Source organism: Sulfitobacter sp. THAF37 (assembly GCF_009363555.1).
GTDB lineage: Bacteria > Pseudomonadota > Alphaproteobacteria > Rhodobacterales > Rhodobacteraceae > Sulfitobacter.
In genome coordinates, this window is sequence record NZ_CP045372.1 from 2447988 (window position 1) to 2460893 (window position 12906).

The 12906-nt window shown below is 66.2% G+C and carries 11 protein-coding genes; 8 read left to right on the top strand and 3 right to left on the bottom strand.

Annotated elements, in window-relative coordinates; all coding sequences use genetic code 11:
• Positions 1-2 precede the first annotated feature (2 nt).
• Positions 3-1370: a DNA repair protein RadA gene (radA, locus tag FIU94_RS12000; protein ID WP_152466015.1), complete on the bottom strand. Its 1368-nt coding sequence runs from the start codon at positions 1368-1370 to the stop codon at positions 3-5.
• A gap of 451 nt (positions 1371-1821) precedes the next feature.
• On the opposite strand from radA, the gene FIU94_RS12005 reads away from it, so the two are divergent.
• On the top strand, positions 1822-2787 hold the full coding sequence (locus FIU94_RS12005; RefSeq protein WP_152466016.1) for a hypothetical protein: 966 nt from the start codon (positions 1822-1824) through the stop codon (positions 2785-2787).
• A gap of 18 nt (positions 2788-2805) precedes the next feature.
• On the opposite strand, the gene FIU94_RS12010 is transcribed toward FIU94_RS12005, so the two are convergent.
• Both FIU94_RS12010 and FIU94_RS12015 read right to left on the bottom strand, forming a co-directional pair.
• On the bottom strand, positions 2806-4038 hold the full coding sequence (locus tag FIU94_RS12010) for a Tm-1-like ATP-binding domain-containing protein (protein ID WP_152466017.1): 1233 nt from the start codon (positions 4036-4038) through the stop codon (positions 2806-2808).
• On the bottom strand, positions 4035-5519 hold the full coding sequence (locus FIU94_RS12015) for an aldehyde dehydrogenase (protein ID WP_152466018.1): 1485 nt from the start codon (positions 5517-5519) through the stop codon (positions 4035-4037). The genes FIU94_RS12010 and FIU94_RS12015 overlap by 4 nt, the downstream gene beginning before the upstream one ends.
• Before the next feature lie 185 nt (positions 5520-5704).
• Between FIU94_RS12015 and FIU94_RS12020 the strand changes: the two genes are divergently transcribed.
• From FIU94_RS12020 to FIU94_RS12050, 7 genes are read left to right on the top strand one after another with little or no spacing between them, the layout of a single operon-like run.
• The gene (locus tag FIU94_RS12020; protein WP_152466019.1) at positions 5705-6640 is read left to right on the top strand and encodes a tripartite tricarboxylate transporter substrate-binding protein; all 936 of its coding nucleotides are present in this window, start codon (positions 5705-5707) and stop codon (positions 6638-6640) included.
• A 51-nt stretch (positions 6641-6691) separates the two neighbouring features.
• A complete protein-coding gene (locus FIU94_RS12025) occupies positions 6692-7225 on the top strand; it encodes a tripartite tricarboxylate transporter TctB family protein (protein ID WP_152466020.1) in 534 nt (177 codons plus the stop codon).
• Positions 7225-8829 carry a tripartite tricarboxylate transporter permease gene (locus FIU94_RS12030; RefSeq protein WP_152466021.1) on the top strand — a complete coding sequence of 535 codons (1605 nt, stop codon included), beginning with the start codon at positions 7225-7227 and terminating at the stop codon, positions 8827-8829. Before FIU94_RS12025 ends, FIU94_RS12030 begins: the two co-directional genes overlap by 1 nt.
• On the top strand, positions 8810-10066 hold the full coding sequence (locus FIU94_RS12035; protein WP_152466022.1) for a cytochrome P450: 1257 nt from the start codon (positions 8810-8812) through the stop codon (positions 10064-10066). The genes FIU94_RS12030 and FIU94_RS12035 overlap by 20 nt, the downstream gene beginning before the upstream one ends.
• 7 nt (positions 10067-10073) lie before the next feature.
• On the top strand, positions 10074-11366 hold the full coding sequence (locus FIU94_RS12040) for a glutamine synthetase family protein (RefSeq protein ID WP_152466023.1): 1293 nt from the start codon (positions 10074-10076) through the stop codon (positions 11364-11366).
• A 1-nt stretch (position 11367) separates the two neighbouring features.
• Complete coding sequence (locus FIU94_RS12045) at positions 11368-12099, top strand: type 1 glutamine amidotransferase (protein ID WP_152466024.1); 732 nt, start codon at positions 11368-11370, stop codon at positions 12097-12099.
• The gene (locus FIU94_RS12050) at positions 12099-12902 is read left to right on the top strand and encodes an IclR family transcriptional regulator (RefSeq protein WP_152466025.1); all 804 of its coding nucleotides are present in this window, start codon (positions 12099-12101) and stop codon (positions 12900-12902) included. Before FIU94_RS12045 ends, FIU94_RS12050 begins: the two co-directional genes overlap by 1 nt.
• The last annotated feature ends 4 nt before the right edge of the window (positions 12903-12906 follow it).

Consider the following 12906-nt stretch of genomic DNA (forward strand, 5'->3'; position numbering starts at 1 on the left):
CGCTATCCCGCGCCGAAAATTTCACCGACAAATCCGGTCAGATCGCTCAATTGATTGAGCGCGATGCCCGTTTGAGCCACTGCCTTGCCGCCCGCGGGCGCGATTGCGGAGGTAAAACCAAGTTTTTGCGCCTCTTTCAACCTGTTTTCAGTCTGGCTGGCGGGACGCAGCGCACCGGACAGGCTGATTTCCCCGAAAACCACTGTTTCGGCGGGCAGCGCCACGTCTTCGCGTGCGCTCAGCAGGGCGGCGGCGACGGCGAGGTCGGCGGCAGGTTCGGACACCTTCATGCCCCCCGCGACATTCAGGTAGACGTCGAGCCCGGCAAACGGAATGCCGCAGCGCGCTTCTAGCACGGCAAGGATCATGGCCAGCCGCCCGCTGTCCCATCCCACCACCGTGCGCCGGGCCTGCGAATGGGGCGAGGGCGCGACGAGGGCCTGGAATTCGACAAGAACGGGGCGGGTGCCTTCGATCCCGGCAAAGACGACCGATCCTGCGGCGGGTTCGCCTCTTTCGGACAGGAACAGGGCCGACGGGTTGCCGACCTCGGCCAGCCCCCGGCCCGTCATCTCGAACACCCCGATCTCGTCGGCGGGGCCGAAGCGGTTCTTGACGCTGCGCAGGATGCGGAACTGGTGGCCCCGCTCGCCCTCGAAATAGAGCACGGTGTCGACCATGTGTTCGACCACGCGGGGACCGGCGATCTGGCCGTCCTTGGTGACATGGCCCACCAGAATGACGGAGGTGCCGGTGCGCTTGGCAAAGGCGGTCAGCTCGTGGCTGGCGGCCCGGACCTGGCTGACGGAGCCGGGGGCGCTTTCCACGTTGTCGGCCCACATGGTCTGGATGGAATCGATGATCGCCAGTTGCGGGCGTTCCTTGTCGAGTGTGGTCAGGATGTCGCGCAGGTTGGTTTCCGCCGCCAGTTTCACCGGCGCGTCCGCCAGGCCCAGCCGCTGTGCCCGCATCCGTACCTGTGCGCTGGCCTCTTCGCCGCTGACATAGATGGTCGACAGGCCGTTGCGCGCGAATTGCGCCGCCGCCTGCAACAGCAGTGTAGATTTGCCGATGCCGGGGTCGCCCCCCACCAGGATGGCCGAGGCGGGCACCAGCCCGCCGCCCAGCACGCGGTCCAGTTCCTCGATCCTGCTCTTGCTGCGCGGCGGCGGTGCTTCCTCCGTCCCGAGGTCGGTCAGGGTCATCGCCGATCCGCGCCGTGCGCCCAGCGACTTGCTGGGCGGGCCCGCGGAGATGCCCGCGTCCTCCTGAATGGTGTTCCATGCGCCACAGGCGTCGCAGCGCCCGGACCACTTGTTGTAGGACGCGCCGCAGGCGGTGCAGGAGAATGTCTTGGTCGGTTTTGCCATGCTGCCTTGTGCCCCTGCCGGGAAGGGAGGTCAAAGGATTTCCCGCCCCCAGACGCACCCCCCGGAGGTGTCGACACTAGGCTCTGGACCCATTAGTTCTAAATGCTCAGCGGCGATTTCACGAAATTCCAATGGTTTGGGGCGTGCAGCCAATAGTGGTTCTATTTGCAAGCGACCCAAGACGTTGAAATGAAGTGAAATCGCCGCCCGTCGCTCCGAAGGAGCGCCGATTCATGCTGGCACGCCTTCGGCGTGACGGGTTTGACGGATTTTCCCGCAGCCTGCGGCCCATCTGTTTGAAATAGAACCACTATTCCAGCGCAGATGCTTCTTGTCTGCGGAAAAATCTGTCAAACTGAGCGTATAGAATTAATAGGTCCAGAGCCTAGGTTGCGCTCTTCGCGCCGTTCGGGCCATGTGGCCACAGCTGGTACCACTGTGCGGAGGCCTCATGAAATTCCTTTTCTCACTGCTCCTGGTCCTCTGGCCGCTGGTCGCCATGGCCGAGCCTGTCCCGGGCGTGGCGCCTCTGGCGACCGTCGGCGGGCCGGAGCGCCCGATCAGCCTGACGGTCTGGTATCCGTCCGATGCCGAAGCGGCTGAGGTCGTCGGCGGCAACGCGGTCTTTCGCGGTACCATGGCCGCCCCCGATGCGCCGGTCTCCACGGGCCGGTTTCCGCTTGTCATCGTCTCGCACGGGGGGCTCAGATCGGCGGCCGGGTCCGGCGGCTGGCTCAGTGCCGCGCTCGCGCGGAGGGACATGATCGTGGTCGAGGTCAACGGGCCGCGCGTCACCGGGGCGGGCGATGCGGTGGACGAGATCTGGCAGCGTCCTCGTGACATCACGGTGGCGGTGGATCGGGTCTTGTCGGATCCGGTCTGGTCCGCCCGTGTGGACACGAACCGTATCTCGGTGGTGGGTTTCGCCCTCGGCGGAACGGCTGCACTGCTGGCGGGGGGCGCCCGCATGGACCCGGCGATCTATGTCGGGTCCTGCGATGGCGCTGGCGGACCGGACTGCGACTGGCTGGAACGGCAGGGCGGTACACTTGCGGATGTGCGGCGGGACCGGCTTGACCGGATGCGGAACGATCCGCGTATCGCAACGGTCGTCGCGGTCGCGCCGGAATACCGCGGGGCCTGGCAAGACGGCCTGGAGCAGATGAGCGCAACGGCACATATCGTCCGGCTGGGTGCCGCAAGCGGCCCTGCGCCGAACGGTGCGACGCTGGCTGTCATCGCGGATGCCGCGCCTGCCGATGCCTTTGCCCTCTGCACTGACGCCGGGGCGAAGATCCTGCGCGAAGACGGCGGCGACCCCGCGCTTTGCGGGGCCTCCCCCGATGCCCGCCGCGCGATCCACGCCCGACTGCTCGATCAGGTGCTGGAAGGTCTGTCAGCCCGCCCGCGCCAATAGGACCGGCGCCGCGCGGACCTACCGCGTCACCGTGCCGTCAGCGATCCAGCCGTCAAAGACGTCCAGCACCTGCGCGGCAAAGGTATCGTCGTTGATATGCGCATCCAGCGGGATCAGGCGGGTGCCGTCCGGGCACTGCGCCCTGATCTCGGCCACGAAGGCCGCCAGCCCCTCCGGATCGGACAGCGGGCCGCCGGGCCGGTCCCATTCGTTGCCGCCCTGTTCCGGCAGGATCAGCACGCTCGGCCCGGTGGCCTGAGCCAGCTTGTCGCACAGGGTGCGGGCCATCTCGCGCCGCTGCGCCGCCGTCATCATGACCGAGGACAGCAATCGGTTGTGGGTATGCGCCTCCTGACCGGCGACGCGGGGCGGCGGGTCCTGCCAGCCCACGAAATCGACAAGATCGTAACACCCGGTCGAGACGATCTGCGGGATGCCCTTGCGCCCGGCCGCTGTCATGCGGTCGGCCCCCGCGCTGATGGTCGATCCCATCAGGTGATTGCCGACCTCCTGCGGGGCAAAATCCATCACGGCGGCAAAAGCGCCCTCTGCGGCGAGGCTTTCGAAGGCCCGTCCGCCCATGCCGGTGGCGTGGAACACCGCCACCTCGAAGCCGCGGTCTTCCAATGCGGGTTTCAGGCTGACCATGTAGCGCAGCACCGTCTTGCCAAAGGACGTCATGCCGATCAGCGGGCGGTCCCGCGCGGGCGGCTCCACCGCGCGGGCAGCACCCAGCACCGCGCCCGCCGCCTGCGACAGCGACGCCTTGCAGACCGAGTTCAACCCGTATAGCCCGCCAGCCCAGAGGATCATCTGCACATCCGCTGCCAGCCGGTCCGGCGGGATCAGTGGCGAGAAGCTGACGGTCGAGACGATGTACTTGGGCACGCCCAGCGGCAGGGCGGCACAGACGTCGAGCGCCAGGTCGGTGCCCATCGTGCCGCCCAGCACGATGACGCCGTGGATCCTGCCCGCCTGTTGCAGGCGCAACGCCTCTGCCGCCGCCCCCTTGGCCATGATCTGCATCGCCGTGTTTTCGTCGCCGCTGTCGATGGCGTCGGCGATGGAATGCCCGCCCGCCTCGGCCACCTGGTGTTTTGAGATGTCGGCGGGGCGCGCCGGATCGCCCAGCACGCTCACATCCATGCAGAGCGCCCCGCCGCCCTGCGCGCGGATCACATCGGCGATGTAGGTCAGTTCGTCGTCCTTGGTGTCGTAGGTGCCGACAACGAGAATGGTGCGGTCTGTCATAGCTTGATCCACGCGGTCTTGAGGTCGAGATACTTGTCGAAGGCATGCAGCGACTTGTCGTGCCCGTTGCCGGACTGGCCCAAGCCGCCCAGCGGCACCGTGAGGTCCGAGCCGCCATAGGTGTTCACATGCACCAGCCCGGCCCGGATGCGCCGGACCATGCGGTGCGCCCGGCTCAGATCGGCGGTCCAGACCGCGGCGGCAAGGCCGTAGTCCGTGCCGTTGGCCAGCGCCACGGCTTCGTCCTCTGTCTCGAAGGCCTGCACGGCCAGCACGGGGCCAAAGACCTCTTCGCGCGCGATGCGGTCGTCCGGCTGCACGCCGGTCACGATGGTGGGCGCCATGAAATAGCCGCCGGTGTCGGTCAGGATGCGCGCCCCGCCGGTGGCGATGGTGCGGCCCTGCGCGCGGGCCTCGTCGACAAAGCCGAGGTTCCGCTCCAGCTGCGCCTGCGAATTGACCGCGCCGCAGGCGGTGCCGGGGTCCAGCGGATCGCCGACCTGCATGGTTTCCGCGAAGGTCGTCAGTTTCGCGACAAAGCTGTCGTGGATGCTGCGTTCGACCAGCAGCCGCGATCCCGCGATGCAGACCTGGCCCGCGTTGCGGAAGATGCCGTTCGCCGCGACCTTGACCGCCTCGTCCAGGTCGGGCGCATCGGCAAAGACGATGTTGGGCGACTTGCCCCCCAGCTCCAGGTAGACCCGTTTGAGGTTCGACCGCGCCGATGCTTCCAGCAGCCGCCGCCCCGTGACGCCGGAGCCGGTAAAGACCAGCACGTCAACGTCCATCGATTCCGCGATGGCCGCGCCCACGTCGGACCCCGGACCCGTCACGACATTCAGCACGCCGGGCGGCAGTCCCGCCTCCAGCGCCAGTTCCGCGATGCGCAGCAAGCTCAGCGATGCGGTTTCCGCCGGTTTCAGCACCACGCTGCACCCCGCAGCCAGCGCCGGTCCCAGTTTCCATGCGCTGATCATGAGGGGAAAGTTCCACGGCACGATCGCGCCCACCACGCCCGCAGGTTCACGGTGAACAAGCCCCAGCGTGCCGGGGGCGGTCGGTGCGATTTCTCCGTAAAGCTTGTCGATGCTTTCGGCATAATAGCGAATGGTGGCGGCGGCCGACAACGGCTCGGCCTTCAGCGCCATGCCGATCTCGGTGCCGTTCTCGCGCACGCCCAGCACGGCGAGTTCCAGCGCGTTCCGTTCGATCAGGTCGGCCCATTTCAGCATCACTGCCTTGCGGGCCGCGGGGGCCAGCCCGGCCCAGACACCGCCGTCAAAGGCGCGCCGCGCCGCCGCCACGGCACTGTCGGCATCGTCGCGGGTGCCTTTCGCCATGGTTGTCAGCACCGCCCCGTTCAGGGGCGAGCGTATCTCCATCTCTGCCCCGTCCGAGGCCGGCACCGGCGCGCCGTCGATCAAGTGGCGGGCAGGGGGGATGGGCAGATCCCTCAGGTCGGCGATTCGGCTTTGATCCATCGGAAACTCCTCAAGGTGGCGGCGCAGGGCGCGTGCACACCCTGCCAATGCGCGTTTTTCGGCGCCACCGGGTCGTCTGCGCGGCGCGTCTCAAAAGAAATGTTGACAGGAGGCAGGACAAAGTCAAGAATTTCAAACCAGTGGTTCGAATAATGAACCAGCCAAATACTGACAGGGAGCTCTTCATGAAATCGGTTCTGACCGCAACGATCACGGCGCTGACGCTGGGCCTGGCTGGCCCCGCCCTTGCCGAGTACCCGGAAAAACCCGTTACTTTCATCGTACCGTGGCCTCCGGGCGACCTCGAAGACGTGCTGACGCGCATGATCGCCGAGGATTTCCAGGATGAATACGGCGTGGCGGCTGCGGTCGTGAACAAACCCGGCGGCGGTGGCGGCCCATTCCCCGGCGCCATCGACGTGGCGACCGCACCGGCGGACGGCTACACCATCGGGTCCTTCGTGCCAGCGGTCTCGCTGATCGGGCACGAGATCGACATCCCGGAACTCACCCCCGAAAAGTTCGACCCCATCGGCATCTTCCTGACCTATCCCTTCGTCATCGCGGCCTCGGGCAATGCGCCCTATTCGTCGATGGAGGAACTGGCCGCCCACGCCAAGGAAAACGATGTCGTGCTGGGCCACTTCGGCGACGTTCTGACGCCGACGCAGGTGACAAAGGCGCTGGCGCGGAAGATGGACTTCGACTGGGCGGCGGACGCGGCATTCGACGCGCTGGACTGCAACACGCTGGCCTCGGGTGATGCGGATGTGATCAACACCACGCTGCAGCTGATCCTGCCCTGCATCGACCAGGTCAAGGTTCTGGTGTCCATCACCGGCGAGCGGATCAGCAAGATCCCCGACACCCCGACCATCGGCGAGGTCGACGGTGATCTGGACATCGCGTTGTGGAACGGGCTCTTCGTGACCAAGGACACCCCCGAGGACGTGCGCGCCAAGATCGCCGCCGTGGCCGAAAAGACGGTGATGAGCGAGCGCGCACAGCAGGTGGCCGAAGAGACCGGCGCGCTGGTCTACTGGAAGGACGCCAGCGAAAGCGCCGAAATCATCGAGGCCGACAAGGCCACCTTGGCGACCATCGGCGACACGCTGGAGTGATCCGGCCGGAGGGGCCGCAGCGGCCCCTTCCTTTCTTTCCGGGAGCATGACGTGAGCATTGAATCCGACCTTCAAGCACGAACCCGGATCGCGGGGCAGGCGCCTTTCATCCTGGGTGCGCTGGGCCTGTCCCTGCTGCTGCTGTCGCAGATCACAACCCAGACCGAATGGATCGCCGACGCCGACTCTCTGGCGGCGCAACCGCGGTTCTGGCCCGGCGTGGCCCTCGCGCTCATGGTGGGCGGCTTTGCCCTGCACCTGTTGCGGATGCGTCGCCGCCGCCCTGATCGGCTGGACTGGGTCGAGGTCCGGCGCTGGCTGGAGCCGCTGGAATACGTGCTGTGGTTCATGGCTTTTGTCTATCTGGTGCCGATCGTCGGCTTCCTGCCCATGAGCATCCTGTTCGGCTGCGCGCTGGTCTGGCGTCTTGGCTACCGCGGCGCGGGCTATTACTGGACGGCAATCCTCTTTGCCGTGGGTATGGTCACGCTCTTCAAGGGGCTTCTGGGGGTCAAGATCCCCGGCGCGTCCCTTTACGAGGTGCTGCCCGGAGCCCTGCGCAGCTTCTTCATCCTGTACCTGTGATGGACCTGCTTCTTTCCGCCATAGAGGTTCTGGCCCGCTGGGACGTGATGATTGCCCTGCTGGTGGGCTCCATCGGCGGGGTCGCGATCGGCGCGATCCCCGGCGTCGGACCTGCGGTCGCCATCGCGATCCTGTTGCCCGCGACGTTTTCCATGGACCCCATCGTCGGGCTGACCGTGCTTTTGGGCATCTACGGCTCTTCCATGTTCGGCGGCGCGATCCCGGCCATCCTGATCAACACGCCGGGCACGGCGGTCAATGCGCTGACCACCTACGACGGCTTTCCCATGACCTTGCGGGGCGAGGGGCGGCGCGCGCTGTCGCTGGCCTATTCCGCCAGCTTCTTCGGCGGCATCTTTTCGGTCGTCTGCCTCATCGCGCTGTCGCCTCTGCTGGCCAAGGTCGCCCCCATGTTCGGCTCGCGCGAGATTTTCCTTGCGGCGCTTCTGGGCATCATCCTGGTGATCGTGGCCCACAGGGGCCAGATGCTGATCGCGGCCGCGCTGACGGGGTTCGGCATCTTTCTGTCCACCGTGGGGCTGGAGCCGGTGAAATACACCCGCCGGTTCACCTTCGACCAGACCTGGCTGGCCAGCGGCGTGAACCTGATCGTCGTGGTGCTGGGGCTCTTCGCGCTCAGCCAGGCGCTGCTGCTGCTGACGATGGACGACGAGAAGGTGCGCCTGAGCAAGTCGCGCGGATCGCTGTTCCAGGGCTTCCGGGAACTGGCGCGCCACCCGCGCGTCGCGGCGGTATCCGCCACCTTCGGTGTCGTCATGGGCATGATCCCCGGCGTGGGGGAATTCACCGCGCAGTTCATGTCCTATACCTCTGCCCGGAAGATGTCGAAAACGCCCGAGGCCTTTGGCCAGGGGTCGTCCGAAGGGCTGATCGCCTCAGAGACGGCGAACAACGCGGTGCCCGCCGCCGCCATGATCCCGCTTCTGGCGCTGGGCATCCCGGGCGAGGCGCTGACCGCGATGATGCTGTCGGTCTTCTACGTTCATAACGTGGTGCCGGGGCCGGGGCTGTTCCTGTACCAGATGGATTTCGTCGTTGCGCTCTACCTCGCGCTTCTGGTGCTGAACGTGCTGGTGGTCGGCTTCCTGCTGGTGTCGACCGGGTGGCTGGTCTACCTGACCAAGATCCCGAACCGGTTCCTGGGCATGTGCATTTTGCTGCTCAGCTTTGTCGGGGTCTATTCGATCCGCAACTCGGCGGTGGATTGCGCCGTGGCGGCGGTTTTCGGGCTGATCGGATATGTGCTCAAGCGGCTGAACCTGCCGATCGTGCCCATCGTGCTGGGCATGGTGCTGGGCGGCATCATGGAGGTGAAGCTGCGCGCGTCGATGAACCGGGTGAACACGCCCTTCGACTTCATCGACCGGCCCATCGCCTTCATCCTGTTTGCGCTGATCGTGATGATCCTCGCGGGCACCCTCTGGCGGGTCTGGCGCGAATGGGTGCCGACCGACCGGCGCAGCCTGGCGCGCAAATCCTCCGACCGTTTCGCCCGCCGTATCGCAGGCCGCCGCACCCGGCATTTCGAAATCAAGACCAAACAGCAAAGGCGCAGACGCAACTATGACCATTTGGGTTCCTGAAGACGACGGATACGCGGACCTGGGCAAGCACGACAGCTTCGCCTCGGGCGCACCCTACAACACCTTCGCGCGGATGCGGGCCGAGGCGCCCTGCCACTGGTCGGATTTCGATCAGGGCAAAGGCTATTGGTCGATCACCCGGCACGCCGACATCGTGCAGATGATCCGCGACACAGAGACCTTTTCATCCGGGCAGGGCATCCGCATGGAGGACCAGACCCCCGAGGAATACATGGCCCGCCGCACCTTTCAGGAGACCGACGGCAGCGACCACCGCAAGGTGCGCATGAAGGTGGCCAAGGCTTTCTCGCCGCAGGTGGTGGCGGGCTTCGAGGATCAGATCCGCGACCTTTGCCACCCGATCCTCGATGCAGCCCTTGAGAAAGGCGAATTCTGCGCCACCCGCGAGATCGCGCGCGAACTGCCCATGCGGATGCTAGGCCAGATCCTGGGCACCCCGGAAGAAGACCTGCCCTGGCTGGTGGACAAGGGCGATGCGCTGATGGCGAACACCGACCCCGACTTTACCGATCACGTGGCCGACAAGCTGGACACCGACGCCTACCGGCTGATGCCGTTCAATTCGCCCGCCGGGGCGGAACTGTATGAATACGCCCGCGACCTGATGGAAAAAAAGAACGCGGCGGGCGATACAAGCGGCATCCTGCACCTGATCCTGAAGCCGGACGAAAACGGCGAGACGATTTCCGAAACCGAGTTCCGCAACTTCTTTTGCCTGCTGGTCGCGGCAGGCAACGATACCACGCGCTATTCCATTGCCGCGGGCATTCAGGCGCTGGCGCGCCAGCCGGGTCTTCTCGAAGAGATGCAATCGGGCGAGGTCTGGGGCACCGCCCCGGACGAAATCGTGCGCTGGGCATCGCCCGCAACCTATTTCCGGCGGACCGCCACCCGCGACGTAGAGGTGCATGGTCAGCAGATCAGGGCGGGCGACAAGGTGCTGTACTGGTTCGTTTCGGCCAACCGGGATACCGAGATGTTCGAAGATCCCTACAAGCTGACCTTGGCGCGCAAGCCCAACCGCCAGCTGGGCTGGGGGCAGGGCGGGCCGCATGTCTGCCTGGGCATGCACCTCGCGCGGCTGGAGGTGCGGGTGTTGTTCGAAGAACTGGTCCGGCGGATCAGACACATCGAACCCGCCGGACCCGAGGCCTTTGTCAGGTCCAATTTCGTCGGCGGGATCAAGCGTCTTCCCGTGCGCGTCACCCTGAACTGAGGTTGCCATGACTGACCGACTTCGTGCCCTCTTTGTCGACCACCTGTCGATCCCGCGCGGGAAATACCTGCCGGGATCGAAGATCGGCGACAATGACACGCGCTTTGCCCGCGCGACATTCGGCGTGCATTACGACCGCGACCTGCTGCTGGACGCGCCCCATGCCATGGTGCGCGAGGGGATGCCGGACATGGAACTGCGCTGGCGCGGCGACGACATCCGCCAAAGCTGGGAGCCGGGCACCCAGATCGTGGTGGGCGACCTCTACGATACCGAGGGGGCGGCGCTGCCGCTCTGCCCGCGCGGGGCGCTGAAGCGGGCCATCGCGGACTGGGGCCGCCACGGGTTGACGCCGAAAGTCGGGATCGAACTGGAGGCCTACGCGCTGCAGGGCGACGAACAGGGGCGGCTGCGGCCCTACGACACGCCGGGTGGCGTGGTCTACGGCACGGGACCCTTCGCCGACCCGATGCGGTTCAACGATGTGATCTGGCGCAAAGCCGAGGAGATGGGCTTTCACCTCGACATGATCACGGCTGAATACGACAGTCCGCAGTTCGAATACACGCTGACCTTCGATGACGCGCTCAAGGCGGTGGACGACATCGTGCTGTTCCGGCTGATGGCACGGGAGATCGCGCTGGATCACGGGATCATCCTGACCTTCCTGCCCAAGCCGATTGCCGAGACCGGCGGATCGGGCATGCACATCAACTTTTCCTTCGTGGACGAGACCGGAGCGAATGCGCTGTCCACCGGGCCGCAGGGGGGGCCGGATCACCTGAACGCGCTGTCGCGCGGGTGTCTCGCCGGGTTGGTCCACCACCACAGGGGGCTGGCGGGGCTGCTCGCCCCTACCGCGACATCCTATCTGCGGCTGCAACCGGGGTCCCTGTCGGGCTACTGGCAGAACTGGGGCGGCGACCACAGGGCCGTCACGACGCGTGTGTCCTGCGAGGGCGGGGCCAAGGCCCGGCTGGAGCACCGCATGGCCGACGCCAGCGCCAATCCGTATACCGCCACCGCCGCCGTGTTGCAGGCCGCGCGGCTGGGCTATGAAGGCAAGCTGGACCTGCCCCCGATCGAGACCGGCGACGGGTTCGACAAAACGGACGCGAAACAGGGTGTTGCCGCCAACCTCCGGCAGGCGGCGAAGGACCTACAGGCCGACACGGTTCTGGCAGAGGCGGTGGGCCCCGAACTGGTGGCGCATCAGGTCTTCATGAAAGAGCGCGAGTACCGCAAGACACGCGACATGGAACCCAACGCCGTTCTCGATTTCTATGTCTGGTTCATCTGATATGCGCATCGCAATCCTGGTCACGAATACCGACGACAGCACCTTTGCCCAGGCCTGGCCCGACGACGGCGAAAAATTCGCTGATCTCGTGCACCTCGCCCGCCCGGACTGGCACTGCGAGGCCTTCTGGGTCTGCCGCGACGCATTTCCGCAGGATATTCGGGCCTTTGACGGTGTGATGATCACCGGCAGCCCGGCGTCCGTGAACGACCGCGCGCCGTGGATGCTGCGCCTGCAGGACTTGATCCGTGGCATGATCGCCGCCCGCCAGCCGCTGTTCGGGGCCTGCTTTGGCCATCAGATCATCGCCGCGGCGCTGGGCGCGCCGATTGTCGGCAACCCCGAGGGCTGGGGCCACGGGCTGTTGAACGTCCGGCGCAGCGGGGCGTCGCCCTGGGCAGGGCCGGAAACCGGATTTTCGCTTTATGGCTCACATATGGAACAGGTGGGCGCGGTTCCCGAAGGCGCCGAGGTCGTGTTCGAGGGGCCGGGCTGCACCGTCGCGGGCTTTGCCTTGGGCGATCATCTGTTCACCATCCAGCATCACCCGGAAATGACCCACGATTTCATGACGGCCCTGGTGGAATTCTATGCCGATGAGGTTGGGCATGACGCGACCGAACGGGCGCGCGCCTCTCTTGCCGAGCGGGCCGACCAGCGCGCCTTTGCCGAAGAGATCGCGCGCTTCTTCGAACATGCCGCCCGTGGGGTCCTGGCGGCGGAGGCGGGCTGATGGGGACGATCACCAAGGCGCTCGAACTGCTTGACCATTTCACCAAGGCCCGGTCCGAGATCGGTCTGGGCGATTTCGTCCGGCTCACGGGCCGGGACAAGGCGACCGTGCATCGGCATCTGACCGAATTGGAACAGAACGGGTTTCTGGAACAGGACGCGATATCGCGCGCCTACCGGCTGGGGCCGGCGCTGCTGCGGCTTACCGCAGTGCGCGAGGCGGCGTTCCCGGTGCGCCGCCTGTTGCGGCCCATCGTGACCGAACTGGCAGAGGACATCGGCGAACTCGCCCATGCTTCCCTGCTGCAGGGGGACATGTTGTCTTCGGTCTTCCATTTCGACCCTCTTCGCCACGGGACGCAGGTGTCTTTCGATGCCGCCGAAATGCTGCCGCTTCATGCCACGTCCAGCGGGCTGGCCGTGCTGGCCTTTTCCGGCGCCGAGATGACGGACCGCGTGCTGGGCCAGACGCTGCCCGCGATGACGGACAAGACGATCACCGACCCCGATGTCTTGCGCGACCTGTTGGAGGAGGTGCGCGGGACCGGCATCAGCCAGCTTGACAGCGCCTTCGACACCGAAGTGACATCGCAGGGCGCGCCGCTTTTCGGGCTGCACGGGCGGGTGATCGGCGCGCTGTCCGTCGCGGTGCCACGGGTGCGCGCCACGCCGCGGATGATGGCGCATATCACCCCCCGCCTGCGCGCCGCCGCCCATGCCGCTACCCAAAGCCTTGGCGGACGCTATCCCGATTTCATCGCGACGAACGGCCCCGCGCGGGTGCCGTCCCGCGCCGAACAGTAAAGGA